Below are 25,654 nucleotides of genomic sequence, written 5' to 3' on the forward strand. Positions count from 1 at the left end.
TACGCTGCGGATATGAGCGAAAGACAGGCCCTCACACGGGGGATACGCAGGTGGCTGGTCTTCTTCATCGTCTGTCTGGTGCTGAGCGGGCTCACGGCCTTCCCGCTCGTCACCGAACTCCGCTGGACACAGGAGCTGCTGAGCGCCTCCGCCTCCCCGGTCCCCGAGCACTTCCCCGGTCTGATGGAGTGGATCACCCGGGTCAGCGAAGGGCTCGACACCATCGACCGCGAGCAGCCCTTCATGCTGTACGGCACCGACTGGCTGGCCTTTGCCCACCTGGTCATCGCGGTCGCCTTCTACGGCCCCTACCGCGACCCGGTCCGCAACATCTGGGTCATCGAGTTCGGCATGATCGCCTGCGCCGGGATCATCCCGCTCGCCCTGATCTGCGGCCCGATCCGCGGGATCCCGTTCTGGTGGAGCGTGATCGACATGTCCTTCGGGGTCTTCGGCGTCATCCCGCTGCTGATCGTCCGCCGCATGATCAAGCGGCTGGAGGCGCTGGAGCAGACGGCAGCGGCCGCACCCGTCCCCGCGGCGAGCGCCTGAGCCTCACGGCTCCAGGATCTCCAGACCGTCCAGGAACGAGGCGAACTCCTCCCGGCTGCGGGCGGTGATCGGCGGGGTGGCGTTCCCGCCAGATGGCGCACCGCCCGGCCGAGGAACGCCCGGTCCGTGCGGGCCACTTCACCGATGCTCGGATACATCCCGGTGACCTGGTCGCCCACCGCCCGGTCCACCGGGTAGTTGTCCTTGCCGCCCAGCCAGTAGTTCCACACCCGCGCGTTGTGCGCGACGTCGGAACGTATCCGGGCGGGGGCTGCCTGCGGGCTGGTCCTGGGGGCCATGACGGCTGGCTCCTCGGTGGCGGAGGGGCCCGCGTGCCGCGTGGGGTGGGTGCGGCGGCGGGCGGTGCGGGCCCTTGCGTGGTCCTGGGGTTCTTGCGGGCCCTCGCGAGGCCCTCCGTCATGCCGGACCGATCAAGAGCCCCCGCGCCCGGGCGAGTTGGCGAGCAGCCGGTGGAGCGTGTCGATCCGGTTGGTGGTGATCGAGTCGACGCCCCGCTCGATCAGCCGGCGCATCGTGCGCTTCGTGTCGGCCGTCCACGCGGAGACGAGCAGCCCGTCCCGGTGCGCCCGGTCCGCCAGCTCCCGGCTGATCAGGCCGAACCGGTAGTTCAGCCAGCGCGGCTTCACCGCGGCCAGCAGCTCCGGGCGCGGCGGGGCCAGCGTGGTCCAGGTCAGGGCGATCTCGGCGGACGGGTCGGCGGCGCGCACCCGCAGCATCGCGTCCGTGTTCGCGCAGTAGTACGCCCGCTCGCCCGCCCCGCACTCGCGGACCGTCCCCACGATCTTCTTCACCGAGGCGTCCGTGGAGCCGGGCAGATCCACCATCACCCGGTGCGCCCCGGCGGCGAGCAGCGCCTCGCGGAGCGTGGGCACCCCGCCGCCGGTCAGCTCCTTCAGCTCCGCGTGGTCGATCCGGTCCAGCCGCCGGTCGTGGCCCCACAGCCGCTCCAGCGTCGCGTCGTGCAGCAGCACGGGCACCCCGTCGCGGGTCACCCGTACGTCGATCTCGACCGCGTCCGCCCCCCGTTCGAGGGCGGAGCGGATCGAGGGCAGTGTGTTCTCGCGGGCGAGGTAGGGATCGCCGCGGTGCGCGACGGCGGTGACGCGGGAGACGGTGTCGGCCATGAGGCCATTGTGACGACCGGGATCAGCGGCCGGGGGCCCGGAGCCAGTTCGTCGTGTACGTGTCGATCTCCTCGGCCAGCTTCCGCTTGCCCGCCGGGTCCAGGAACGAGGCCTCCACGGCGTTCTTCGCGAGGTCCGCGATACCGCGCTCGTCCAGCTCCAGCAGCCGGGCCGCCACCGTGTACTCGTTGTTGAGGTCGGTGCCGAACATCGGCGGGTCGTCGCTGTTGACCGTCACCAGCACCCCCGCCTGGACCATCTCGCGGATCGGGTGCCGCTCGATGTCGGTGACCGCGCGGGTGGCGATGTTCGACGTCGGGCAGACCTCCAGGGCGATCCGGTGCTCGGCCAGGTGCTCCAGCAGCTTCGGGTCCTGCACGGAGCTGGTGCCGTGCCCGATGCGCTCGGCGCGCAGCGCGGTCAGCGCGTCCCAGACCGTCTGCGGCCCGGTGGTCTCCCCGGCGTGCGGCACCGAGTGCAGGCCCTCGGCGATGGCCCGGTCGAAGTAGGGCTTGAACTGCGGGCGCTCCACCCCGATCTCCGGCCCGCCCAGACCGAACGAGACGAGCCCGTCGGGCCGCCGCTCCACCGCGAGCCGGGCGGTCTCCTCGGCCGCCTGGAGCCCTGCCTCGCCCGGGATGTCGAAGCACCAGCGCAGGACCACGCCCAGTTCGGCCTCCGCGGCCTTGCGGGCGTCCTCGATGGCCTCCATGAACCCGACCTCGGGGATGCCCCGGCGGGTCGAGCTGAACGGGGTCACGGTCAGCTCCGCGTACCGGATGTTCTGCCGGGCCATGTCCCGCGCCACCTCGAAGGTCAGCAGCCGGACGTCCTCGGGGGTGCGGACGAGGTCCACCACCGACAGATAGACCTCGATGAAGTGCGCGAAGTCGGTGAAGGTGAAGTAGTCCGCCAGCGCCTCCGGATCCGTGGGGACCTTGGAGTCCGGGTGGCGGGCGGCCAGCTCGGCGACGATCCGGGGCGAGGCCGACCCGACGTGGTGGACATGGAGCTCGGCCTTGGGCAGCCCGGCGATGAAGGGGTGCGGATCGGTCATCGGAAATCTCCCGGTTCGGCGTGACATCGGCCGGGCGTACCGGCCGCACCGATCATCGCAGGCGGCGTCCGGGCCCGTCAGGCCTGGCCGTAGCATGACGGGACCACGATGGGGGAGGCCCATGTCAGAGAACACAGAGCAGCCCGGGGGCGGGGCCGCGCCGCGCGATCCGTGGGCACCGCCGGACAGCACCAGGGTGGATCTGGGCAAGCAGGGCGGGCAGACGCCGCCGCCCGCCGCGCACACGCCGCCCGCGGTCCACGACCAGCCGACCGTGACGTCCATGCCGAGCGCCGGACCGGGGGACGGCACCGGCCCGATACCCCGGGCCGGGGGCTTCGGGGCGCCCGCGGACGTACCGCCGCCGCCGATCGGCCCGAACGGCCCCGGCCACGCGGGCCCGCCGCCCGCCGCGCACTACGGCTACCCGGCCCCGCCCGCGCAGCCGTACGGCGGATACCCGGGTTACGGCGCCTACGGCGTCGGTCCGGGCGCCTGGGGTCCGGCGCCCAACAACGGTCTGGGCACGGCGGCGATGGTGATCGGCATCATCTCCGTGGTCGGCTTCTGCCTCTACGGCCTCAACATCATCCTCGGCATCCTCGCGCTGATCTTCGGCATCATCGGCCTCGGCCGTGCCAAGCGCGGCGAGGCCACCAACCGGGGCATGGCGCTCGCCGGGGTCATCCTCGGCTCCGTCGGCATCGTCGTCGGCGCCGCGATCCTCGGCCTGATCATCTGGGCCGCGACGACGGCCGACCGGGACAGCGACCGGGACTACGACAGCGATTACGACGACCCGTTCGCCACGTCGCTGGTCGTCGAGGACCGCCGCTAGCGGACCCAGCACACGGCCGCGAGGACCGCCGCCAGCGGATCCCGCACACCGCCGCTACGCCCGGCCGGGCAGGGACCGTCCTGGAGGCGACCAGCAGGTCACGCAGCTGCGCGAGCCACGCCCGGCCGGGCAGAGGGACCCGTCCCCCGCCCGGCCGGGCGCGTCACAGCGGGGCGAGGCCCCGCCTCAGCCCGTCGCGCCCGCCGCCCGCCCGTGTCGCCGCGGCCCGGCACCTCAGCCCGTCGCGCCCGCCCGCAGCCTCTCCCGCGCCTCCATCAGCGCGAAGCCCAGCAGATTCTTCCCCCGCCATTCCTGCGGCCGCTCCGTCCGCGCGTCGTCCGCCGCGAGCCCGATGCCCCAGATCCGGTCCAGCGGGGACGCCTCCACCAGCACGCGGTCACCGGTGGACAGCAGATAGCCGGCCAGCTCCGGGTCCTGCCCGAACTTGTGCACGCTGCCCTCCACCACCAGGGCGAACCGCTCCCGTATCCACACGTCCTCGTCGAAGCCGCGCACCAGCCGCCCCGCCTTCTTCGCCGCCGCCGGGCTCTTCGCGGTCACCGCCGCCGCCTCGGCCTCCGCATCGCCGAAGAGCCGCGCCTTGCCCGCCATCATCCAGTGCTCGGCGCTCGCATACGTCACCCCGTCCACCGTGAACGGCGACGGCCACCACTGGCTCAGACAGCTCGGCCCGATCTGCCCGTCCGGGCGCGGGCGGTGCCCCCAGAACGGCAGATACTTCACCCGCTTGCCCCGCGCCACGTCCGCCAGAAGTTCATCGATCGGTCCCATGCATGTGAGTGTGGCATCCGCCACTGACACTCCGTACGGGGATTTCCGCACCGACACGACACATGGTCGACAGATTCCGTCGCGTAACCAAAAGGCAACAACGGAATCACTTGTTGGGCGTGAACCCCTCTGTCAGGATCGGCACTCAATTCACGAAGAAGCTACGCCGACCCCGCCCAGCGGGTACAGCGGCGGAGGAGAGCGTCATGAGCAACGGCTTCCAGGTTCAGGACCGCTTCGCGGAAGGTGCGCAGTACATCGGCGGCAAGCTGCTCCCCGGCACGTCCGGCCGCCACCACGACATCGTGAACCCCGCGACCGGCGAGAGCGTGCTCCGCTACGAGCTGGCGGGCACCGAGGACGTGGACGCGGCCGTCGCCGCCGCCCGCGCGGCCTTCCCCGGCTGGTCCGGCGCCACCCCCGGCGAACGCTCCGACGCCCTGCACCGCTTCGCCGCCGTCCTCGCCGAGCAGGCCGACGACTTCGCGTACGCCGAGTCGCTCCAGTGCGGCAAGCCGATCAAGCTCTCCACCGAGTTCGACGTGCCCGGCACCGTCGACAACGCCGCCTTCTTCGCGGGCGCCGCCCGCCATCTGGAGGGCAAGGCCGCCGCCGAGTACGACGGCGACCACACCTCGTACGTACGGCGTGAGGCGATCGGCGTCGTCGGCTCCATCGCCCCCTGGAACTACCCGCTCCAGATGGCCGCCTGGAAGATCCTCCCGGCCGTCGCCGCGGGCAACACCATCGTCCTCAAGCCCGCCGAACTCACCCCGCTGACCTCGCTGATGTTCGCCCAGGCCGCCACCGAGGCCGGTATCCCCGACGGGGTCATCAACATCGTCACCGGCGCCGGCAAGGAGGCCGGCGAGCACCTGGTGGGCCACCCCGACGTCGTGATGACCTCCTTCACCGGCTCCACCGCCGTCGGCAAGCGCGTCGCCGAGATCGCCACCGCCACCGTCAAACGCCTCCACCTGGAACTCGGCGGCAAGGCCCCCTTCGTGGTCTTCGACGACGCCGACCTGGAGGCCGCCGTCCACGGCGCGGTCGCCGGATCCCTCATCAACACCGGCCAGGACTGCACTGCCGCCACCCGCGCCTACGTCCAGCGCCCGCTCTACGACGCCTTCGTCCGCGACGTCGCGGCCCTCATGGAGACTGTCCGCCTCGGCGACCCCTTTGACGCGGCCACCGACCTCGGCCCCCTCATCAGCCACGCCCAGCGCGACCGGGCCGCCGCCTTCGTCGAGCGCGCCCGCGGCTACGCCCGGGTCGTCACCGGCGGCGAGGCCCCCGGCGGTGACCTCGCCGACGGCGCGTACTACCGGCCGACCCTCATCGCCGACGCCGCCCAGGACAGCGAGGTCGTCCAGTCGGAGATCTTCGGCCCGGTCCTGGTCGTCCTCCCCTTCGACACCGACGACGAGGGCATCGCGCTCGCCAACGACACCCCGTACGGACTGGCCGCCTCCGCCTGGACCCGCGACCTGTACCGCGCGAACCGCGCCACCCGCGAGATCCAGGCGGGCTGTGTGTGGGTGAACGACCACATCCCGATCCTCTCCGAGATGCCGCACGGCGGATACAAGGCCAGTGGCTTCGGCAAGGACATGTCGGCGTACTCCTTCGAGGAGTACACGCAGGTCAAGCACGTCATGTACGACAACACCGCGGTCGCCCGCAAGGACTGGCACCGCACGATCTTCGGGGACCGATAGAAGCTGCCGCATCCCGGGGGCCCGTCCACGACCGCGGGCCCCCGCGGCCTCCCACCCGAAAGGGCAAACAGCGTATGGAGAGTTACGAGCCCGAGCGCCTCACGCCGGTCCAACTGGCGGCCATGAGGCGATCCCTGACCAGCGGACGCGGGGCCCTCACCCGCCGTTCCCTGCTGCGCGCCTCCGGCATGGGCGCCCTCGCGCTGGGCGGCATAGCCACCCTCGGCGCCTGCGGCATCCCGCCCGCCGGACGCGCCGAGGGAGCAGCCGCCGCCGACGACCACTCGGAGCGGGAGAAGGTGGTGAACTTCTCCAACTGGACCGAGTACATGGACGTCAGCGACGACGAGAAGAGCCGCCCCACCCTCGCGGCCTTCACCAAGCGGACGGGCATCAAGGTCAAGTACACCGAGGACATCAACGACAACGTCGAGTTCTTCGGGAAGATCAAACCGCAGCTCGCGGCCGGGCAGGACACCGGACGCGACCTCATCTGCGTCACCGACTGGCTGGCCGCCCGGATCATCCGGCTCGGCTGGGCCCAGAAGCTCGACGCCTCCAACCTCCCGCACGCCTTCGCCAACGTCTCCGCCCAGTTCCGCAGCCCCGACTGGGACCCCGGCCGCGCCTACTCCTACCCCTGGACCGGCATCCCCACGGTCATCGCGTACAACGCGAAGGCCACCGGCGGCCGCAAGGTCGACTCCGTCACCCAGCTCCTCGACGACCCGAAGCTCAAGGGCCGCGTCTCCTTCCTCTCCGAGATGCGCGACACCGTCGGCATGACCCTCCTCGACCAGGGCAAGGACCCGGGGAAGTTCACCGACGCCGACTTCGACGGCGCGATCGGCCGCCTCCAGAAGGCCGTCGACAAGAAGCAGATCCGCCGCTTCACCGGCAACGACTACACCGCCGACCTCAGCAAGGGCGACATCGCCGCCTGTGTCGGCTGGGCCGGGGACATCATCCAGCTCCAGGCCGACAACCCGGACATCAAGTTCGCCATCCCGGCCGCCGGTTACATCATCTCCAGCGACAGCCTCCTGGTCCCCGCGCAGGCCCGGCACAAGACCAACGCCGAGAAGCTCATCGACTACTACTACGAGCCGCCGGTCGCCGCCCAGCTCGCCGCGTACATCAACTACGTCTGCCCGGTCGACGGCGTACGCGAGGAACTGGCGAAGATCGACAAGTCGATGGCCTCCAACACCCTGATCCTCCCCGACAAGGAGATGGCGTCGAAGTCCCGCGCCTTCCGCTCCCTGAGTACGGAGGAAGAGACGGCGTACGAGGAGAAGTTCGCCAAACTTATCGGCGCCTGACCCGGCGCCCCGGCCACCGGCCCCGCCGCGGGCCGCGCCCCTTCCGCCCGGTCACCCCTTCCTCACCTCCCCCGAACACACTGGGACCGCGACCCATGACACAGCAGCAGACCGCCGGCGGCGATGTCCGCCTCGCCGGTATCAGCAAGACCTACGGCTCCTTCACCGCCGTGCACCCGCTCGACCTGACCGTTCCCCAGGGCTCCTTCTTCGCCCTGCTCGGCGCCTCCGGCTGCGGCAAGACCACCACCCTGCGGATGATCGCGGGCCTGGAGGAGGCCACCACCGGCACGGTGTTCCTCGGCGACCGGGACATCACCGACCTGCCCCCGTACAAGCGGCCCGTCAACACCGTCTTCCAGAGCTACGCGCTCTTCCCGCACCTCGACATCACCGAGAACGTCGCCTTCGGGCTGCGGCGGCGCGGCATCAAGTCGGTGAAGAAGCAGGTCGACGAGATGCTGGAGCTGGTCCAGCTCGGGGACTTCGCCCGCCGCAAACCGCACCAGCTCTCCGGCGGCCAGCAGCAGCGCGTCGCCGTCGCCCGCGCGCTCATCAACCACCCGCAGGTCCTGCTGCTCGACGAACCGCTCGGCGCCCTCGACCTCAAGCTCCGCCGCCAGATGCAGCTGGAGCTCAAGCGCATCCAGACCGAGGTCGGCATCACCTTCGTGCACGTCACCCACGACCAGGAGGAGGCCATGACCATGGCCGACACCGTCGCGGTGATGAACGGCGGCCGCGTCGAGCAGCTCGGCGCCCCCGCCGACCTCTACGAGAACCCGCGCACCACCTTCGTCGCCAACTTCCTCGGCACCTCCAACCTCATCGAGGGCGAGATCGTCTCCACCGGCGACGACCTGGTGGTGGCCGCGGGCGGCGGGAAGCTCTCGCTGCCCCGCGAGCGATGTTCGGCCTCCTCCACCAGCGGCGGCGGCCGGCTTCTCCTCGGTATCCGGCCGGAGAAGATATCGCTCGCCCACGCGGACGACGCCGACTCCGTCCCCGCCGGCCGCAACCGCGTCACCGGCCGCGTCACCGACTCCAGCTTCATCGGCGTCTCCACCCAGTACGTCGTCGAGAGCCCGGCCGGAACCGCCCTCCAGGTGTACGAGCAGAACATCGAGCGCGACACCCGCCTGGTGCCCGGCGCCGAGGTCGTCCTGCACTGGAACCCCGCCCACACCTTCGGACTCGACGCCGCCCAGGACATCGACGCGGGCGCCACCAGCGTGGAGGACGCGGAATGAGCGCCACCGAGGCGCCGCCCGCGCCGTCCCCGAAGCCCGAGGAGCCCCGGGAGCTCACGCTCCGCAAGCCCTCCACCCGCAAACGGCTCGTCCCCTACTGGCTGCTGCTCCCCGGCATCCTCTGGCTGCTCGTCTTCTTCGCCCTGCCGCTCGTCTACCAGGCCTCCACCTCCGTACAGACCGGTTCGCTGGAGGAGGGCTTCGAGGTCACCTGGCACTTCCAGACGTACGTCGACGCGCTGCGCGAGTACTACCCGCAGTTCATCCGGTCCCTGCTGTACGCGGGCACCGCCACGATCCTGTGTCTGCTGCTCGGCTACCCGCTTGCCTACCTCATCGCGTTCAAGGCGGGCCGCTGGCGCAACCTCGTGCTCGTGCTGGTCATCGCCCCGTTCTTCACCAGCTTCCTCATCCGTACGCTCGCCTGGAAGACGATCCTCGCCGACGGCGGCGCGGTCGTGGACGTGCTCAACACCCTGCACATCCTGGACGTCACCAGCTGGCTCGGCTGGACCGAGTCCAACCGGGTCCTCGCCACCCCGATGGCGGTCGTCTGCGGTCTGACGTACAACTTCCTGCCGTTCATGATCCTGCCGCTCTACACCTCGCTGGAGCGGATCGACGGCCGGCTGCACGAGGCGGCGGGCGACCTCTACGCCACCCCCGCCACCACCTTCCGTAAGGTGACGTTCCCGCTCTCCATGCCCGGCGTCGTCTCCGGCACCCTGCTGACCTTCATCCCGGCCAGCGGCGACTACGTCAACGCCGAACTGCTGGGCTCCACCGACACCAAGATGGTCGGCAGCGTCATCCAGAGCCAGTTCCTGCGGGTCCTGGACTATCCGACGGCCGCCGCGCTCTCGTTCATCCTCATGGCGATCGTCCTGCTGATGGTCACCTTCTACATCCGCCGCTCCGGGACGGAGGACCTGGTCTGATGCCCGTACTGCGCTGGATACGCCGGAACCTGGTCGTCATCGCGGGTCTGCTGACCCTCGCGTACATGATCCTGCCGAACATCGTCGTCATGGTGTTCTCGTTCAACAAGCCCAAGGGGCGGTTCAACTACGAGTGGCAGCGGTTCTCGCTGGACGCCTGGAAGGACCCCTGCGGCGTCGCCGACATGTGCGGCTCGCTCTCGCTCTCCCTCCAGATCGCCTTCTGGGCGACCCTGGGAGCGACCGCGCTCGGCACGGCGGTCGCCTTCGCGCTGGTCCGCTACCGCTTCCGGGCGCGCGGCGCGATCAGCTCGCTGATCTTCCTGCCGATGGCGATGCCCGAGGTCGTCATGGCCGCTTCCCTGCTCACCCTCTTCCTGAACATGGGCGCCCAGCTCGGTTTCTGGACCGTGCTGATCGCGCACATCATGTTCTGCCTCAGCTTCGTGGTGACCGCCGTCAAGGCGCGCGTCATGTCGATGGACCCGAGACTGGAGGAAGCCGCCCGCGACCTGTACGCGGGTCCCGTGCAGACCTTCGTACGGGTGACCCTTCCCATCGCCGCCCCCGGCATCGCGGCGGGAGCGCTGCTCGCTTTCGCGCTCTCGTTCGACGATTTCATCATCACGAATTTCAACGCGGGCTCCACCGTCACGTTCCCCATGTTCGTCTGGGGATCGGCCCAGCGCGGCACGCCCGTGCAGATCAATGTCATCGGCACCGCCATGTTCATCATTGCGGTACTGATGGTTCTCGTCGGCCAGCTCATCGCGAACCGGCGAAAGAGCACCGCTCGAACCTGAAATTCCTGAAGGAGTTGGAAACCATGGCCCCAGCTGCCATGCGTACTGCTGCACAATCCCTCTCCGGCGCCAAGCCGGTCTCCTACTGGCTCGACGACCCGGCCAGGCCCGATCCGCTCCCCGCCCTCACCGGCGACGAGCACACCGACCTCCTGGTCGTCGGCGGCGGCTACAGCGGACTGTGGACCGCGCTCATCGCCAAGGAGCGCGACCCTGAGCGGGACGTCGTCCTCATCGAGGTGCACGAGGTGGGCTGGGCCGCCTCGGGCCGCAACGGCGGCTTCTGCGCCGCCTCCCTCACCCACGGGCTGGCCAACGGCGTGGAGCGGTGGCCGGACGAGATCGCGCGGCTGGAGGAGCTGGGGGAGCGGAACCTCGACGCCATCGAGGCCGCCGTCGCCCGTTACGGCATCGACTGCGAATTCGAGCGGACCGGCGAGATCGACGTCGCCACCGAGCCCCACCAGCTCGAAGAGCTGCGGGAATGGCACGAGGAGATCGTCAAGCTCGGTATCACCGGCGTCGACTTCCTGGACCGGGACGCCCTGCGCGCCGAGGTCGACTCGCCCACGTTCCTCGGCGGCCTCTGGGACCGGCGCGGCGTCGCGATGCTGCACCCGGCGAAGCTCGCCTGGGGCCTCAAGCGGGCCTGCCAGGAACTGGGCGTACGGATCTACGAGCACACGCGCGGCCTCGACCTCGTCCGCTCGGGGGAGGGGATGGCGGTCCGCACCCCGTACGGCAGGGTCTTCGCCCGCCGGGTCGCGCTCGGGACCAATATCTTCCCCTCGCTCGTCAAGCGCGTCCGGCCCTACACCGTGCCGGTCTACGACTACGCGCTGATGACCGAACCGCTCACCCCCGAGCAGCTGGAATCCATCGGCTGGAAGGGCCGTCAGGGGCTCGGCGACAGCGCCAACCAATTCCACTACTTCCGGCTCTCCGCGGACAACCGGATCCTCTGGGGCGGATACGACGCGATCTATCCGTACGGGGGCCGGCTCAGCGCCGATCTCGACCAGCGGCCGGAGACGTTCCTGAAATTGGCGGAGCAGTTCTTCACCTGCTTCCCGCAGCTCTCCGGGCTGAATTTCTCGCACGCCTGGGGCGGTGCGATCGACACCTGTTCCCGCTTCACGGCATTCTTCGGAACGGCCCATCAGGGGCGGGTCGCCTACGCCGCCGGATTCACCGGTCTCGGCGTCGGGTCGACCCGGTTCGGGGCGGATGTGATGCTCGATCTGCTCTCCGGCGAGGAGACCGAACGGACCCGTCTGAAGATGGTCCGCTCCAAGCCGATGCCCTTCCCGCCGGAGCCCTTCGCCTGGGCCGGTATCGAGATCACCAAGCGGTCCCTGGCCCGCGCCGACAGCAACGGCGGCCACCGCAACCTGTGGCTGAAGACCATGGACAAGCTCGGTCTGGGCTTCGACAGCTGACACCCCGTCCAGCAATGTGACGCACGTCACGGTCACGCGTGGGCCGAACCCGCGTCATAGCCGGGGCCGAGCGCTCTCTCGCACGTGTACGCACCGGCGGAACCCCGCCGGTTCCCACGTCCACGGGAGGCTGGTCATGACGGGACCGGAAACGAAAGCCGCGATCGAGTGGCTCACATCGGTGGCACCGGATCCCGGCGCCTGCCGGTGGGAATGGGAGCGCAACCCGCAGGGGATCGCCCTCCTTCCCGCCGGCAGGCGCTGGGACGTGCTGATCCTCCCCGGCGAGCTGGGCTATCCGACGCTCGACGTCCTCACCCGCCTCATCGACCGCCCGGGCCCCGTCCTCGCCGACTTCGGGGAGTCCCGCATGGGCTTCTTCGTCCCGCCGGGCACCGTTTCCCGCTGGATCGGCACCGGGATCAGGGGCTGCGGCCAGGGCACCTGGATCGTCGTCCCGTATCCGGGGCGCGCCACCGGGGGAGTGCGCTGGCTCATCCCGCCGGACGGCTCGGGGACCCTCACCGACGCCGCGCTCCTCGAACTCGCGATGCACGAGGCGGCCGGCGCCGCCGCCCGCGACGGACGCGAGGCCCGGGGTGCCCGTGACGCCCGCGACGGACGCCCTGAGGGCTGAGCAGGCTGCCAGAGGTCTTGACAACCTGATTGGTCTGGACCATGTTGTGCGCACGCCACACCCCGAATTCCCCCCTGCGCGGAGGCTGTTGTGGAACGCACCGGAACCGTCGTCAGATTCTCCAGACTTCTGGCCGTCTGCTCGGCCGGCCTGCTCGCCGCCGGCGCCCTGGTCGCCTCGGCCCCGGCGGTGGACGCCGCGGACGCGGACCTGGTGCGCAACGGCGGCTTCGAGGCGGGCCTGGACGGCTGGGACTGCGCGAACTCCAGCGGGGCGGCCGTCACCGCGCCCAAGCGGACCGGCGACTACGCGCTCAAGGCGACCCCGGCCGGCAGCGACCACGCCAAGTGCTCCCAGACCATCACGGTCAAGCCCAACTCCTCGTACACGTTGAGCGCCTGGGTGCAGGGCAGTTACGTCTACCTCGGCGCGTCCGGCACCGGCACCACCGACGTCTCCACCTGGACCCAGTCCCCCGACGCGTGGAAGCAGCTCACCACCACCTTCACCACCGGCCCCTCCACCACCTCCGTGAGCGTCTACACCCACGGCTGGTACGGCACCCCCGACCACTACGTCGACGACCTCACCCTCATCGGCCCCGGCGGCGAGCCCGTGGTGATCCCGGCCGTCCCCGCGGGCCTCAAGACCACCGCGCTCACCTCCACCTCCGTGGCGCTCTCCTGGAACGCCGTGTCCGGCGCGAGCGGCTACAACGTCTACCGCGGCGGTACGAAGGTGGCCACGGCCACCGGTCCTTCCGCCACCGTGACGGGCCTGACGCCCTCGACCGCGTACAGCTTCCAGGTGACCGCCACCAACGCGGCCGGGGAGTCCGCGAAGTCGGCCGCCGTCACCGCGACCACCACGGAGGGCGGCGGAGGCGGCGACACCAAGCTCCCCGCCCGGGCGCTCGTCGGCTACCTCCACTCCAGCTTCGCCAACGGCTCCGGCTACACGCGCATGGCGGACGTGCCCGACTCCTGGGACGTCATCAACCTCGCCTTCGGCGAGCCCACCTCCGTCACCTCCGGCGACATCCGCTTCTCGCTCTGCCCGGTCGCCGAATGCCCGAACGTCGAGTCCGAGGCGGAGTTCAAGGCCGCGATCAAGGCCAAGCAGGCCGCGGGCAAGAAGGTGCTGATCTCGATCGGCGGTCAGAACGGACAGGTGCAGCTCGGCACCACCGCCGCCCGGGACGCCTTCGTCACCTCGGTCTCGAAGATCATCGACACCTACGGCCTGGACGGCCTCGACATCGACTTCGAGGGCCACTCGCTCTCCCTCGACACGGGAGACACCGACTTCCGCAGCCCGACCTCACCGGTGATCGTCAACCTGATCTCCGCGGTGAAGTCCCTCAAGGCGAAGTACGGCTCCGACTTCGTCCTCACGATGGCGCCGGAGACCTTCTTCGTCCAGCTCGGCTACCAGTTCTACGGCTCGGGCCCCTGGGGCGGCCAGGACCCGCGCGCCGGCGCGTACCTCCCGGTCATCCACGCGCTGCGCGACGACCTGACCCTGCTGCACGTCCAGGACTACAACTCGGGCCCGATCATGGGGCTGGACAACCAGTACCACACCATGGGCGGCGCGGACTTCCACATCGCGATGACCGACATGCTGCTCGCGGGCTTCCCGGTGGCGGGCGACACCACCAAGGTCTTCCCCGGCCTGCGCCCCGACCAGGTCGCCATCGGGCTCCCGGCCTCCACTCAGGCGGGCAACGGCCACACCACCCCGGCCGAGGTCAACAAGGCGCTCAACTGCCTGATCAAGAAGACCGACTGCGGCTCCTACCAGACCCACGGAACCTGGTCCGACCTGCGCGGCCTGATGACCTGGTCGATCAACTGGGACCGCTTCAACAACTGGGAGTTCAGCCGGAACTTCGACGCCTACTTCGGCAGCTGACCCACCACAGGGGCGCCAGCACCAACGGCCCCAGGCACCAACTGGCCAGCACGTCCAGCGGCCAGTGGTAGCCGTGCAGCACCAGACCGATGCCCGTCGCCGTGGTCAGCAGGATCGCGGCGACGGGCATCATCCACACCCGGGGCCAGGAGGCCTCCCGCAGCCACGCCGGTCGCTCCAGCGCCAGCAGCACCAGGGCGGTCGCCCCGTACGCCACGGCGGCCGTCGCCGTATGACCGGACGGGTAGTAGTTCACGGCCTCCGTCAGCGGTCCCTGCCGGGCGGTGGCCACCTTCAGCGGGATCACCAGAGCCGGCACCGCCGCCATGGTGAGGGCCGCGTACACGGCGAGCCGCAGGGCACGGCGCCACAAGGCGTACGCGAGCGCGCAGGTCAGCACGGGCAGCGCCACCGCCATCCCACCGAGGTCGGAGAGAACCTGGGTCAGCGACGCCGGGCCGACCCCGAAGAGCTTCCCGCCCACCCGCTCGTCCAGCCGGAACAGCGGACCTTCGACGACGACCTGCCAGGTGATCAGCGCGAAGAGAACCGCGAGCAGGCCGAGAACTGCGGAGACGTATCCAGAAACGAGGGGGGCCGGCCACCCGGGAACAGGGGGGGTTGTTCCGGGATGGCCGGCGAGATCGGTTCGCCGCGCGCCCCGGGGGGTGTGGGGCGGGCGGCCGTCCGATCGGTGAGGAGTCCCGGAGCCATCGGCTCCGGCATGCGCGAACGCACGCCCCGGACGGCGCTGGGGAAGCCCCGACCCGGAGTCGGCCGCGGTTTCCCGGGGCCGAGGTGTTTCTCTCATCTGCCGAAACCGTACGGCAGCGGAGGGGCGGCCGACAGTCGCCACCGCCTCCCGCCATCGCCCCCGCACACGTTCTTCACAGGCCCTCACCCGGACGCCGTACGGCAGCGGCGCGGGGCCGCCGCCGTACGCGCCCGGGTTCGAGGAATCAGAGCGTGCCGAACGCCCGCTCGATGATGTCGAGGCCCTCGTTCAGCAGGTCCTCGCCGATCACCAGCGGCGGCAGGAAGCGCAGGACGTTGCCGTACGTGCCACAGGTCAGGACGAGCAGACCCTCGGCGTGGCAGGCCTTCGCGAGCGCGCCCGCCGCCTCCGGGTTCGGGTCCTTCGTGCCGGACTTCACCAGCTCGATCGCGATCATCGCGCCGCGGCCGCGGATGTCACCGATGATGTCGCCGTTCGGCAGCTTCGCCTGCATCTCGGCGAGGCGGCCCTTCATGACCTCCTCGATCCGCTTGGCCTTCCCGTTCAGGTCCAGCTCACGCATCGTCTCGATCGCGCCCAGCGCACCGGCGCAGGCGACCGGGTTGCCGCCGTACGTACCGCCCAGGCCGCCCGCGTGCGCGGCGTCCATGATCTCGGCGCGGCCGGTCACGGCGGAGAGCGGCAGGCCGCCCGCGATGCCCTTGGCGGTGGTGATCAGGTCCGGGACGACACCCTCGTCCTCGCAGGCGAACCACTGGCCGGTACGGCAGAAGCCGGACTGGATCTCGTCCGCGACGAAGACGATGCCGTTGTCCTTGGCGAACTGGGCGATCGCCGGGAGGAAGCCCTTGGCCGGCTCGATGAAGCCGCCCTCGCCGAGCACCGGCTCGATGATGATCGCGGCGACGTTGTCGGCGCCGATCTGCTTGGTGATCGCGTCGATGGCCTGCGCGGACGCCTCGGCCCCGGCGTTCTCGGCACCGGTCGGCCAGCGGTAGCCGTAGGCGACCGGGACGCGGTAGACCTCGGGCGCGAACGGGCCGAAGCCCTGCTTGTACGGCATGTTCTTCGCCGTCATGCCCATGGTGAGGTTGGTGCGGCCGTGGTAGCCGTGGTCGAAGACGACGACGGCGGTGCGCTTGGTGTACGCGCGGGCGATCTTCACCGCGTTCTCGACGGCCTCGGCGCCCGAGTTGAACAGCGCGGACTTCTTCGCGTGGTCGCCCGGCGTCAGCTCGGCGAGCTGCTCGCAGACCTCGACGTACCCCTCGTACGGCGTGACCATGAAACAGGTGTGGGTGAAGTCCGCGAGCTGCGCGGAGGCCCGCCGCACGACGGCCTCGGCGGACGCGCCCACGGAGGTCACGGCGATCCCGGACCCGAAGTCGATCAGCCGGTTGCCGTCCACGTCCTCGATGATCCCGCCGCCGGCCCGGGCGGTGAACACCGGCAGCGTGGAGCCCACACCCGCGGCGACGGCCGCGGTACGACGAGCCTGCAACGCGACAGACTTCGGGCCGGGAATGGCAGTGACGACGCGGCGCTCCTGCGGGATTGCGGTCATGCGGGGCTCCTGGGGGTGTTTCGGACGCTCTTCTTTTTGCAGGCTAGGGGTGGGGGAGGGGTGCGGGCATGCTCCGATCGGGAGTGGTGGGGGTGTGTCCTTGTCCTTGGCGGACAGGTGGGGGGCGGGGCGGTCCACCAACCGGAATGACCATGTGGCGCTGAATCCGGGTACTAGATTGAACGACTGCACCTAAATACCGCCTTGGCACGTCAGGGGAGCAGTGGCAATGGGCACCGAGGGCACGTACGACGCGCGGCGTGAGCAGGGCGGGCAGAGTGCGGACGATGCCGACGCGCGGCGGCTCGACCGCCCCTTCGGAATCGATGCCGGAATCGCCCGAGTCCCCGGGCCGGCCTCGCCTCCGCCCCCCATGCCGCCGGTGCCGCCCCGGTCTCCCGCGGCCGTCTTCGACGCGCGGAACTGGCTCCGGGCGCATCGCGCGGACGCCGAGCCGGGCCTCTGGCGCTACGGGCACCGGCCGAAGGCGGCCGACGACGCCGACGAGGTGCCCACCCGTGCGCTGGTCGTGGGCGCGCTCATCTCGATCGCCTGTGGCGTATTCGCCTGGGCGGTCTGGCGCACCGACTACATCGCGGTGCAGCGGCTCCCTCTGAAACTGTTCACACCCTCCGACTGGTGGCGTGGTGAGCCCGGGCAGTCGGCGCGGACGGCCAGTGCCGTCTACAACAGCCTCTTCGCCGCCCTCCTGATCTACTTCTGCGGGCGGCTCGGCAACTGGCCGGCGCTGTACCGAAGGGTCGTCCTGGACAGGCCGCAGCCGGGCAGGGCGCTCGGCGCCGCGCTTTCGGGGCTCCTGGTGGTGTGGATCGTCCTGGGAACGAGTCTGCTCCCCTTCTTCTACGCGATCCTCCATGTGCTGGTCCCCGTGTCCGTGCTCAGGGGCGATCCGCAGGTGGCCGCCGTCGTGGGCGTGGCCATTTACGTCCTGATCGCGGCGGCCCTGCTGTGGCCGTTCGCCCGGACGGGCGGGTGGCTGGACTTCTTCCGGAAGCCCGCCGCACCCGTCGCCCTCCCCGAGACCGCACCCGGGACGGGGGAAGACCCCGCGGGATGGCCGCACCTGCGGGCGGCGGGACAGCCCGGGGCCGCCGACAGGCTGGCCGCCGAGGTGGCGGCCCGACGCATGAACGATGTCGACTGCGCCCGGATCGGTCATGCGTGGTCGCGAGTGGAAGCCGGGGCGCTGTCCGCCGGTGTCTTCGTCGACGGAGTGATGAAGCAGGGGGCGGCGGCCTGTCTGCATCCCTCCGGAGCCCGCGATCTCCCGGTCCGCGCAGCCACCCACGATCTGCTGACCGCGCAGGTGAGGATGGGCGCCTATGCGGAGCATCCGCGCACTCCTTCCGCGCGGCGAGGTGCGGGAGCGGCTCTCGACCCCGCAGTCCTCGGCACCTCACTCCTTGCCGTCGGCCCTCACGGCCCGGACCGGACGCGGCGCCTGGTGAGGCCCGTGGTGGAGTCGCTGTCCCTCCAGGCTCTGGCCGGCCGGGCGGCCGTGGTCGTCGTCTCCGCCGAAGGCGTCGAGCTGGGGCCCGAGGATTCCTACGACGTCGTGGTGAAGATCGGTGATGCCGGGTCGTTGTACGACCTCGATCTGTATGGCGGGGTCACCGATCCGGACGAGGCCGCGATGCTCCTGTCGGAGGCCTTCACCGGTGACCTGCCGGACGTCGACAGCCGCCGCGCCGCCGTGACGCTGGGCCAGCTGATCGGTCCCTTCAACGCCGTCCACGGCCGCTTTCCGTCGCTGCCGGAACTGAGAGAACTCCTCGACGGCGGCCGCCAGGCGCTGGACCGGCTCCGCGAAGACCTCCATCCGGAGGAGCACCGTTCCTATCTACGGGAAGTCGACGCACGCGAACGTCAGCTCGGCACGTCCGCGGATCTCAGCGGGGTGCTCGCGGACCGGGTCGCCTTCCTCGACAGGCCCGCCTTCAGCGCCTTCTTCGACACCCGGGGGCGATCACGGCCCTTCTCCCTGCGCGCCCTGGAGCATCCGGTACGTGTCCGGATCGTGCTGCCCGAGCGGAGCCACCCCGAGGCCTCGCGCATTCTCACCCGGTTGGTCCTCGCGCAGTTCGTGTCCAGCGTCGGAGCCCGTCGCGACACGTCGCTGTTCGCGGCGCTCGTGCTCGATGACGCCGCGAGCGCCATGACCACCGACTCCGTCCGGGCGGTGCAACGGCTGCGGCAGTTGAACGCCGGAGCAGTCCTCGCCGTGCGATCCCTTGATGATGTTGGGCCGCATCTCCACGCCGCGCTGCTCGGTGCGGTCGGTTGTCTGATGACGTTCCCCGGCATCACCACCTGGGAAGGCAAACGCTTCGCCGAGGCCTGGGGCAAGGAATGGGTGGAGACCCGCGAGGTCGCCCAGCACACCGTCTTCGCCGATCAGCCGTTCACCCGCGCCATGCACGCCCTGCGCAAGCTCGTCACCGGCAAGGCCGTGACCACGGACGCCGTGACCGTACGACAGGTGGAGCGCGAGCGCTGGTCCGCCTCGGAGCTGGCGTACGAGGTTCCGGCCGGGCACGCGGTGCTCTCTCTCACGACCGTCCAGGGAGAACACGCACCCCCTCTCCTGGTCCACCTGGACGGCTGAGACGACCGAAACGGCTACCGGGAAGTAACGCGACGGTCGACGGAGAGCGGTTACCGGCACCCTGCCAGCCTGGCAGAATCGGAGGGAGTCGTTCATACGGGACGGCGAAATGCGGGGTCGCCGTCGCGGCCGGGGGACCGGTCGTCCGTACGGCGGCGCGCGCGACCTCATCCCCGACCCCGAGGGTTCCCGGCCCATGCCCCCCACGCTCGCCTCGCTCGTCCAGCACTCGGCGCTCAAGCTCACCGTGCGGGCGGGCGCGGACCGGCTCGACACCCCCGTGCGCTGGGCCCACGCCAGCGAGCTCGCCGACCCCGTCCCGTACATGGACGGCGGCGAACTCCTCCTCGTGACCGCCACCAACCTCGACGCCGAGAACGCCGACTCCATGCGGCGGTACGTACGGCGGCTGGCCGGAGCCGGAGTCGCCGGGGTCGGCTTCGCGGTCGGCGTCAACTACGACGACGTCCCGCAAGCGCTCGTCGAAGCCGCCGAGGAAGCGGGCCTGCCGCTTCTCGAAGTGCCCCGCCGCACCCCGTTCCTCGCCATCAGCAAGGCCGTCTCCGCCGCCATCGCCGCCGACCAGTACCGCGCGGTCACCGCCGGCTTCGAGGCCCAGCGGGAGCTGACGAAGGCCGCGCTCGCCGGGGACGGGCCCGCCGACCTCCTCGCCCGGCTCGCCGCCCACATCGACGGCTGGGCCGCCCTGTACGACACCTCCGGCGCCGTCCTCGCCGCCGCCCCCGACTGGGCCGCCCGCCGCGCCGCCGCCCTCACCCCCGACGTCGAACGCCTCCGGGACCGGCCCGCACCCGCCAGCATCGTCGTCGCCGACAGCGAGGACCGGGTGGAGCTCCAGTCGCTGGGCACCGGCCGCCGGGCGCGCGGCGCCCTGGCCGTCGGTACGGGAGCGGCGCTCGGGACCGCCGAACGGTACGCCGTGCACTCCGCCGTCGCCCTGCTCACCCTGACCACCGCCCGCTCCCGCTCCCTCCAGGGCGCCGAGCAACGCCTGGGCGCCGCCGTCCTGCGCATGCTGCTCGCCGGGCAGCCCGACCACGCCCGGGCCGTCGCCGGAGACCTTTACGGCGACCTCCTCGACGCCCCGTTCCGGCTGCTCATCGCCGAAGCCGCCGCGCCCGCCGGACCCGAGCCGCTGACCGAGACGATGGAGGCCGCCGCCGCCCGCACCGGCGAGGCGCTGCTCCTGGTCCCCGAGGGCGAACGCGTCGTCGTGCTCGCCGCCGACGGAGGCTCGGCCGTCGCCGCCTGCGCGGCTTACGCCGAGGCCCAGGACGACCGCGCCCCGCGCGAAGGCGGCGCCGAGGACAACGACATCGTGGTGGGGCTCTCCGCCCCCGCCGGCCCGATCGCCGTCTCCGCCGCGTACAAGCAGGCCGAACAGGCCCTCTCCGTCGCCCGCCGCCGGGGCAGGGCCCTGGTCGAGCACGAGGAACTGGCCGCAGGCTCGGTCCTCCCGCTCCTCGCCGACGACGCCGTACGGGCCTTCGCCGACGGCATGCTCCGCGCCCTGCGCGAACACGACGCCAAGGGCCGCGGCGACCTCGTGGCCTCCCTGCGCGCCTGGCTCTCCCGCCACGGCCAGTGGGACGCCGCCGCCGCCGACCTGGGCGTGCACCGCCACACCCTGCGCTACCGGATGCGCCGGGTGGAGGAGATCCTCGGCCGCTCGCTGGACGACCCGGACGTCCGCATGGAGCTGTGGCTCGCCCTCAAGGCGACGGCGGCGAGCACGCCTGTCGAGGAGTGAACGCCACCAGCAGGGGGACGCCCGCCGCGCGTCGAGGGCTGAGCGCCACCTGTCGGAGGGCTGGCCGCCGCCCGTCGAGGACGGAACGCCACCCGCCGGAGGACTGACCGCCGCCCGTCGAGGAGTGACCGCCACCCGCCGGAGAGCCGACCGCCGCCCGCCGAGGACGGAACGCCACCTGCCGGAGGACTGACCGCCGCCCGTCGCGCACCGAACGCCACCCGCCGAGCGGACGTCTCGCGCGCCACGGACACGTCTTCCGCCAATTCGGAGCACCCGGCCCCCGCTCCGCTCCACGCCGGACAAACGCCCTGAGCGCCTGTCCGCCCTACCGTGGGACCACAGAGGGGAGCCTTCCGGGCGCCCACGACGTACGTCATCACCACCTCACGATCTCCTCCTCACGACCTCCGAAGGGCCGGAACCTCCATGACTTCGCCCCATGCCTTCTGGGTGGCCGGCCGCCGGGCCACCGGTGCCGACAGCTTCGACGTCACCAACCCGTACGACGGACGCCTCGTCGGCACCGTCAGCGTGCCGACCGACGCCCAGGTCGAGGAGGCCGTCGCCGCCGCCCATGCCGTGCGCGACGAGTTCGCCGCCACCCCGGCGCACGTGAGGGCCGCGGCCCTCGACCACGTCGTACGGCGGCTGGGGGAGCGCACCGAGGAGATCGCGCAGCTGATCTCGGCGGAGAACGGCAAGCCGATCAAGTGGGCCCGAGGCGAGGTCGGCCGGGCGATCTCGGTGTTCCGGTTCGCGGCCGAGGAGGCCCGCCGCTTCAACGGCGGCGAGGCGCAGCGCCTGGACACCGACCTCGGCGGCACGGGCCGCCTGGGCCTGACCCGCCGCTTCCCGCGCGGAGCGGTCTTGGGCATCGCGCCCTTCAACTTCCCGCTGAACCTCAGCGCCCACAAGGTGGCCCCGGCCATCGCCGTCGGCGCCCCGATCATCCTGAAGCCGGCCCCGGCCACCCCCATCTCCTCCCTGATCCTGGGCGAGCTGCTGGCCGAGACCGACCTCCCGGCGGGCTCCTGGTCCGTCCTGACGGTCCCGAACGACAAGATGCCCGCCCTGGTCCAGGACGAGCGCCTGCCGGTCATCTCCTTCACCGGCTCGGGCCCGGTCGGCTACGCGATCATGGAGTCGGTGCCGCGCAAGCACTGCACCCTGGAGCTGGGCGGCAACGGCGCGGCGGTCGTCCTCGGCGACTACGCCTCGGACGAGGACCTGGACTGGGCGGCCACCCGGATCGCCACCTTCTCCAACTACCAGGGCGGCCAGTCCTGCATCTCGGTCCAGCGCGTCATCGCGGACGCCTCGGTCTACGACCGCCTGGTCCCGAAGATCGTCGCCGCCGTCGAGGCCTTGGCCACCGGCGACCCGGCCGACGCCACCACCGACGTCGGCCCCCTGGTCAGCGAGGACGCGGCGAAGCGCGTGGAGTCCTGGGTCGACGAGGCCGTCCAGGGCGGCGCCGAACTCCTCACCGGCGGCAAGCGCGACGGCGCCACCTACACCCCGACGGTCCTGGCGGGCCTCCCGGACGACGTGCAGCTCGCCTGCGAAGAGGTCTTCGGCCCGGTCATGTCCCTCCAGAAGGTCGACGGCGAGGCCGAGGCGTTCGCCGCCGTCAACTCCTCCAAGTACGGCCTCCAGGCAGGCGTCTTCACCCACGACCTCCAGACCGCCTTCCGCGCCCACCGCGCCCTGGAGGTCGGCGGCGTGATCATCGGCGACGTCCCCTCGTACCGCGCCGACCAGATGCCGTACGGCGGCGCCAAGCAGTCCGGCGTCGGCCGCGAGGGCGTCCGCTACGCCATGGACGACTACACCTACGAACGCGTCCTGGTCCTCACGGGCCTCGCCCTGTAACACCCCGGACGACCCCCGCCCACGCCCCCGCCCGGACAGCGAGCACGGGCGGGGGCGCGCAACGGACGGCCCGAACCCACTGTGCGGGGGTTCGGGCCGTTCCTGCCTCTTCCCGGGGCAGACGGTCCCGAAGCGGGACGCCCGCCGCGATCGGCCATCAGCCGAGCACCAAGAACACCGTGCTCATCGTCAGGACGAGGAGGCCGAGGGCGGACGCGAGTCCTCCCCAGAACCGCACGAGCCGCCGCTGCCGGAGTGCGTCGCGGTAGAAGTCCATCTGCGGATGTTCGATTCCCCGCCGGGCGTAGCGCCGCAGAAGGCTCGGATCGGCGTGGGCCGGGTTCAGCAGAACCTCCACGACCCACCGGGCCGCCCCGCGGTGGTCGGCCGCCAGCGCGAGGCCGGCCAGGAACACAGCGCCGCCCAGCAGCGGAGGTATCAGGGACATTCGGGAGCCTCCAAGGGTGCGTGAAGGACGCACAGTCGTGAAGGACGCACAGTACGGACCCACGAACCTTCGCCCGAGCAGTCCACCTCGTGCGCGAGGACTGGTGCGGGTGCCGAACCGCGGGTACACGGGTTACATACGGACCAGTAAGCAGCGACTAGCAGTCCGTGCGTCCGGGCGGATCATCCCTCCTGGTCATGCGCGGCGAGGTGAGGTCCCTCATGTCCGCACCACACAACACGCCCCAGGTCCCCAAGGCCCCCAAAGTCACCGAGCGTGAAGCGCGACGGGTCGCCGAGGCCGCCCGGGAGCAGGACTGGCGCAAGCCCAGCTTCGCCAAGGAGCTGTTCCTGGGGCGGTTCCGGCTCGATCTGATCCATCCGCATCCCCTGCCGCCGCCCGACGACATACGGCGCGGCGAGGAGTTCCTGGCGCGGCTGCGGGCGTTCTGCGAGACGCACATCGACAGCGCGCGGATCGAACGCGAGGCGCGGATCCCGGATGAAGTCATCAGCGGGCTCAAGGAGCTCGGCGCCCTCGGGATGAAGATCGAGACCAAGTACGGCGGGCTCGGACTCACCCAGGTGTACTACAACAAGGCGCTCGCTCTCGTCGGCTCCGCCAGCCCCGCGATCGGCGCGCTGCTCTCCGCGCATCAGTCGATCGGCGTACCGCAGCCCCTGAAGATCTTCGGCACCCAGGAGCAGAAGGACGTCTACCTGCCCAGGCTGGCCACCACCGACATCTCCGCCTTCCTGCTGACCGAACCGGACGTCGGCTCCGACCCGGCCCGCCTCGCCACCACCGCCGTGCCCGAGGGGCCGGACTACCTCCTCGACGGCGTGAAGCTCTGGACCACCAACGGCGTCGTCGCCGATCTGCTCGTCGTCATGGCCCGGGTCCCCGCATCCGAGGGGCACCCCGGTGGCATCACCGCCTTCGTCGTCGAGGCCGACGCCCCCGGCGTCACCGTGGAGCACCGCAACGCCTTCATGGGGCTGCGCGGCATCGAGAACGGCGTCACCCGCTTCCACGGCGTCCGGGTGCCCGGTGCCTGCCGGATCGGGCCCGAGGGGGCCGGGCTGAAGATCGCCCTGACCACCCTCAACACCGGCCGCCTCTCGCTGCCCGCGATGTGCGTGGGCGTCGGCAAGTGGTCGCTGAAGATCGCCCGCGAATGGTCCGCCGTACGCGAGCAGTGGGGCCGGCCCGTCGCCAAGCACGAGGCGGTCGGCTCCAAGATCTCCTTCATCGCGGCCACCACCTTCGCCCTGGAGGCCATCGTCGACCTCTCCTCGCAGATGGCCGACGAGGACCGCAACGACATCCGCATCGAGGCCGCCCTCGCCAAGCTGTACGGCTCCGAGATGGGCTGGCTGATCGCCGACGAACTCGTCCAGATCCGCGGCGGGCGCGGTTTCGAGACCGCCGATTCGCTGGCCGCCCGCGGCGAACGGGCCGTCCCGGCCGAGCAGATGCTCCGCGACATGCGCATCAACCGGATCTTCGAGGGCTCCACCGAGATCATGCACCTGCTGATCGCCCGTGAGGCCGTCGACGCCCACCTCAAGGTCGCCGGTGACATCATCGATCCCGACAAGCCCCTCGGCGCGAAAGCCAAGGCCGGGGCCAACGCCGCCGGGTTCTACGCCCGTTGGCTGCCCCAGCTCGTCACCGGGGCCGGGCAGCTGCCTCGTACGTACGGGGAGTTCCATCCCGCCGGGCACCGCGACCTCTCCGGGCATCTCCGCTACGTCGAGCGGTGCTCGCGCAAGCTCGCCCGGTCCACCTTCTACGCCATGTCCCGCTGGCAGGGCCGGATGGAGACCAAACAGGGCTTCCTCGGCCGGATCGTCGACATCGGCGCCGAACTCTTCGCGATGAGCGCCGCCTGCGTCCGTGCCGAGCATCTGCGCGGGGCGGGGGAGCACGGCCGTGAGGCCTACCAGCTCGCCGATGCCTTCTGTCAGCAGTCCCGCATCCGGGTGGAGGAGCTGTTCGGCCGGCTGTGGTCCAACACCGACGACCTCGACCGGCGCGTCGTCGACGGCGTCCTGTCGGGGACGTACACCTGGCTGGAGGAGGGCGTCATCGACCCGAGTGGCGAGGGCCCCTGGATCGCGGACGCCACCCCCGGCCCCTCCGTCCAGGAGAACCAGCACCGGCCGGTCCGCTAGGCACGGCACCGTACGGGGTACGTCCGGCACGGCGGGTGCGCCCACAGCG

At 71.1% G+C, this 25,654-nt stretch carries 20 protein-coding genes and 1 pseudogene; 14 read left to right on the top strand and 7 right to left on the bottom strand.

Going from position 1 to position 25,654, the window contains the following annotated elements:
- Positions 1 to 12 precede the first annotated feature (12 nt).
- Positions 13 to 552, top strand: coding sequence for a hypothetical protein (locus A3Q37_RS06135; protein ID WP_065478589.1), 540 nt, complete (start codon positions 13 to 15; stop codon positions 550 to 552).
- Between the two features lie 83 nt (positions 553 to 635).
- Here the strand turns inward: A3Q37_RS06135 and A3Q37_RS35420 are convergent.
- The 3 genes and pseudogenes from A3Q37_RS35420 to A3Q37_RS06145 all read right to left on the bottom strand — a co-directional run.
- Positions 636 to 851, bottom strand: a pseudogene (locus A3Q37_RS35420) (SAM-dependent methyltransferase); the annotation flags it as partial.
- Between the two features lie 132 nt (positions 852 to 983).
- A complete protein-coding gene (locus A3Q37_RS06140; RefSeq protein WP_065478591.1) occupies positions 984 to 1,697 on the bottom strand; it encodes a glycerophosphodiester phosphodiesterase in 714 nt (237 codons plus the stop codon).
- 22 nt (positions 1,698 to 1,719) lie between these two features.
- The gene (locus A3Q37_RS06145) at positions 1,720 to 2,754 is read right to left on the bottom strand and encodes an adenosine deaminase (RefSeq protein WP_065478594.1); all 1,035 of its coding nucleotides are present in this window, start codon (positions 2,752 to 2,754) and stop codon (positions 1,720 to 1,722) included.
- 121 nt (positions 2,755 to 2,875) lie between these two features.
- Here A3Q37_RS06145 and A3Q37_RS06150 point away from each other — a divergent pair, with 121 nt between their 5' ends.
- The gene (locus A3Q37_RS06150; RefSeq protein ID WP_079137678.1) at positions 2,876 to 3,592 is read left to right on the top strand and encodes a DUF4190 domain-containing protein; all 717 of its coding nucleotides are present in this window, start codon (positions 2,876 to 2,878) and stop codon (positions 3,590 to 3,592) included.
- A gap of 234 nt (positions 3,593 to 3,826) precedes the next feature.
- On the opposite strand, the gene A3Q37_RS06155 is transcribed toward A3Q37_RS06150, so the two are convergent.
- A complete protein-coding gene (locus A3Q37_RS06155) occupies positions 3,827 to 4,384 on the bottom strand; it encodes an NADAR family protein (RefSeq protein ID WP_065478600.1) in 558 nt (185 codons plus the stop codon).
- A 206-nt stretch (positions 4,385 to 4,590) separates the two neighbouring features.
- Here A3Q37_RS06155 and A3Q37_RS06160 point away from each other — a divergent pair, with 206 nt between their 5' ends.
- The 8 genes from A3Q37_RS06160 (at position 4,591) to A3Q37_RS06195 (ending at position 14,408) form a co-directional block, all read left to right on the top strand.
- Positions 4,591 to 6,105 (top strand): gamma-aminobutyraldehyde dehydrogenase, encoded by a 1,515-nt coding sequence (locus tag A3Q37_RS06160; protein WP_065478603.1) that lies wholly within the window; start codon positions 4,591 to 4,593, stop codon positions 6,103 to 6,105.
- 74 nt (positions 6,106 to 6,179) lie between these two features.
- Positions 6,180 to 7,427, top strand: a complete 1,248-nt coding sequence (locus tag A3Q37_RS06165) for a PotD/PotF family extracellular solute-binding protein (RefSeq protein ID WP_065478605.1) — start codon at positions 6,180 to 6,182, stop codon at positions 7,425 to 7,427.
- Between the two features lie 95 nt (positions 7,428 to 7,522).
- Complete coding sequence (locus tag A3Q37_RS06170; protein ID WP_065478607.1) at positions 7,523 to 8,677, top strand: ABC transporter ATP-binding protein; 1,155 nt, start codon at positions 7,523 to 7,525, stop codon at positions 8,675 to 8,677.
- A complete protein-coding gene (locus tag A3Q37_RS06175; protein ID WP_065478610.1) occupies positions 8,674 to 9,615 on the top strand; it encodes an ABC transporter permease in 942 nt (313 codons plus the stop codon). Before A3Q37_RS06170 ends, A3Q37_RS06175 begins: the two co-directional genes overlap by 4 nt.
- A complete protein-coding gene (locus tag A3Q37_RS06180; RefSeq protein ID WP_065478613.1) occupies positions 9,615 to 10,418 on the top strand; it encodes an ABC transporter permease in 804 nt (267 codons plus the stop codon). The genes A3Q37_RS06175 and A3Q37_RS06180 overlap by 1 nt, the downstream gene beginning before the upstream one ends.
- Positions 10,419 to 10,441: 23 nt before the next feature.
- Positions 10,442 to 11,857 (top strand): FAD-binding oxidoreductase, encoded by a 1,416-nt coding sequence (locus A3Q37_RS06185; protein WP_065478615.1) that lies wholly within the window; start codon positions 10,442 to 10,444, stop codon positions 11,855 to 11,857.
- Between the two features lie 136 nt (positions 11,858 to 11,993).
- A complete protein-coding gene (locus A3Q37_RS06190) occupies positions 11,994 to 12,494 on the top strand; it encodes a hypothetical protein (protein ID WP_065478619.1) in 501 nt (166 codons plus the stop codon).
- Between the two features lie 90 nt (positions 12,495 to 12,584).
- Positions 12,585 to 14,408, top strand: coding sequence for a chitinase (locus A3Q37_RS06195; RefSeq protein WP_065478622.1), 1,824 nt, complete (start codon positions 12,585 to 12,587; stop codon positions 14,406 to 14,408).
- Here A3Q37_RS06195 and A3Q37_RS06200 read toward each other — a convergent pair.
- Positions 14,374 to 15,219 carry a phosphatase PAP2 family protein gene (locus A3Q37_RS06200; RefSeq protein WP_065478624.1) on the bottom strand — a complete coding sequence of 282 codons (846 nt, stop codon included), beginning with the start codon at positions 15,217 to 15,219 and terminating at the stop codon, positions 14,374 to 14,376. The two genes, A3Q37_RS06195 and A3Q37_RS06200, sit on opposite strands and share 35 nt — an antisense overlap.
- Before the next feature lie 148 nt (positions 15,220 to 15,367).
- Complete coding sequence (gene gabT, locus A3Q37_RS06205; RefSeq protein ID WP_065478627.1) at positions 15,368 to 16,708, bottom strand: 4-aminobutyrate--2-oxoglutarate transaminase; 1,341 nt, start codon at positions 16,706 to 16,708, stop codon at positions 15,368 to 15,370.
- Between the two features lie 229 nt (positions 16,709 to 16,937).
- Between gabT and A3Q37_RS06210 the strand changes: the two genes are divergently transcribed.
- From A3Q37_RS06210 to A3Q37_RS06220, 3 genes are all read left to right on the top strand, one after another.
- Positions 16,938 to 19,334, top strand: coding sequence for an ATP/GTP-binding protein (locus tag A3Q37_RS06210; RefSeq protein WP_065478631.1), 2,397 nt, complete (start codon positions 16,938 to 16,940; stop codon positions 19,332 to 19,334).
- Between the two features lie 196 nt (positions 19,335 to 19,530).
- Positions 19,531 to 21,105, top strand: coding sequence for a PucR family transcriptional regulator (locus A3Q37_RS06215; protein WP_065478634.1), 1,575 nt, complete (start codon positions 19,531 to 19,533; stop codon positions 21,103 to 21,105).
- Between the two features lie 429 nt (positions 21,106 to 21,534).
- The gene (locus A3Q37_RS06220; RefSeq protein WP_065478637.1) at positions 21,535 to 22,980 is read left to right on the top strand and encodes an aldehyde dehydrogenase family protein; all 1,446 of its coding nucleotides are present in this window, start codon (positions 21,535 to 21,537) and stop codon (positions 22,978 to 22,980) included.
- A 157-nt stretch (positions 22,981 to 23,137) separates the two neighbouring features.
- Here A3Q37_RS06220 and A3Q37_RS06225 read toward each other — a convergent pair whose 3' ends face one another.
- Positions 23,138 to 23,428, bottom strand: a complete 291-nt coding sequence (locus tag A3Q37_RS06225) for a hypothetical protein (RefSeq protein ID WP_065478639.1) — start codon at positions 23,426 to 23,428, stop codon at positions 23,138 to 23,140.
- 221 nt (positions 23,429 to 23,649) lie between these two features.
- Here A3Q37_RS06225 and A3Q37_RS06230 point away from each other — a divergent pair, with 221 nt between their 5' ends.
- Positions 23,650 to 25,605 carry an acyl-CoA dehydrogenase family protein gene (locus tag A3Q37_RS06230; RefSeq protein ID WP_065478644.1) on the top strand — a complete coding sequence of 652 codons (1,956 nt, stop codon included), beginning with the start codon at positions 23,650 to 23,652 and terminating at the stop codon, positions 25,603 to 25,605.
- Positions 25,606 to 25,654: the final 49 nt, after the last annotated feature.

This window comes from Streptomyces sp. PTY087I2, assembly GCF_001687325.1.
GTDB lineage: Bacteria > Actinomycetota > Actinomycetes > Streptomycetales > Streptomycetaceae > Streptomyces.

Coding starts and splice junctions, on each gene's coding strand:
- gabT (WP_065478627.1), bottom strand. CDS start 16,708: ATGACCGCAATCCCGCAGGAGCGCCGCGTCGTCACTGCCATTCCCGGC.
- A3Q37_RS06165 (WP_065478605.1), top strand. CDS start 6,180: ATGGAGAGTTACGAGCCCGAGCGCCTCACGCCGGTCCAACTGGCGGCC.
- A3Q37_RS06140 (WP_065478591.1), bottom strand. CDS start 1,697: ATGGCCGACACCGTCTCCCGCGTCACCGCCGTCGCGCACCGCGGCGAT.
- A3Q37_RS06190 (WP_065478619.1), top strand. CDS start 11,994: ATGACGGGACCGGAAACGAAAGCCGCGATCGAGTGGCTCACATCGGTG.
- A3Q37_RS06145 (WP_065478594.1), bottom strand. CDS start 2,754: ATGACCGATCCGCACCCCTTCATCGCCGGGCTGCCCAAGGCCGAGCTC.
- A3Q37_RS06150 (WP_079137678.1), top strand. CDS start 2,876: ATGTCAGAGAACACAGAGCAGCCCGGGGGCGGGGCCGCGCCGCGCGAT.
- A3Q37_RS06135 (WP_065478589.1), top strand. CDS start 13: ATGAGCGAAAGACAGGCCCTCACACGGGGGATACGCAGGTGGCTGGTC.
- A3Q37_RS06185 (WP_065478615.1), top strand. CDS start 10,442: ATGGCCCCAGCTGCCATGCGTACTGCTGCACAATCCCTCTCCGGCGCC.
- A3Q37_RS06230 (WP_065478644.1), top strand. CDS start 23,650: ATGTCCGCACCACACAACACGCCCCAGGTCCCCAAGGCCCCCAAAGTC.
- A3Q37_RS06200 (WP_065478624.1), bottom strand. CDS start 15,219: ATGAGAGAAACACCTCGGCCCCGGGAAACCGCGGCCGACTCCGGGTCG.
- A3Q37_RS06170 (WP_065478607.1), top strand. CDS start 7,523: ATGACACAGCAGCAGACCGCCGGCGGCGATGTCCGCCTCGCCGGTATC.
- A3Q37_RS06175 (WP_065478610.1), top strand. CDS start 8,674: ATGAGCGCCACCGAGGCGCCGCCCGCGCCGTCCCCGAAGCCCGAGGAG.
- A3Q37_RS06180 (WP_065478613.1), top strand. CDS start 9,615: ATGCCCGTACTGCGCTGGATACGCCGGAACCTGGTCGTCATCGCGGGT.
- A3Q37_RS06215 (WP_065478634.1), top strand. CDS start 19,531: ATGCCCCCCACGCTCGCCTCGCTCGTCCAGCACTCGGCGCTCAAGCTC.
- A3Q37_RS06210 (WP_065478631.1), top strand. CDS start 16,938: ATGGGCACCGAGGGCACGTACGACGCGCGGCGTGAGCAGGGCGGGCAG.
- A3Q37_RS06160 (WP_065478603.1), top strand. CDS start 4,591: ATGAGCAACGGCTTCCAGGTTCAGGACCGCTTCGCGGAAGGTGCGCAG.
- A3Q37_RS06220 (WP_065478637.1), top strand. CDS start 21,535: ATGACTTCGCCCCATGCCTTCTGGGTGGCCGGCCGCCGGGCCACCGGT.
- A3Q37_RS06155 (WP_065478600.1), bottom strand. CDS start 4,384: ATGGGACCGATCGATGAACTTCTGGCGGACGTGGCGCGGGGCAAGCGG.
- A3Q37_RS06225 (WP_065478639.1), bottom strand. CDS start 23,428: ATGTCCCTGATACCTCCGCTGCTGGGCGGCGCTGTGTTCCTGGCCGGC.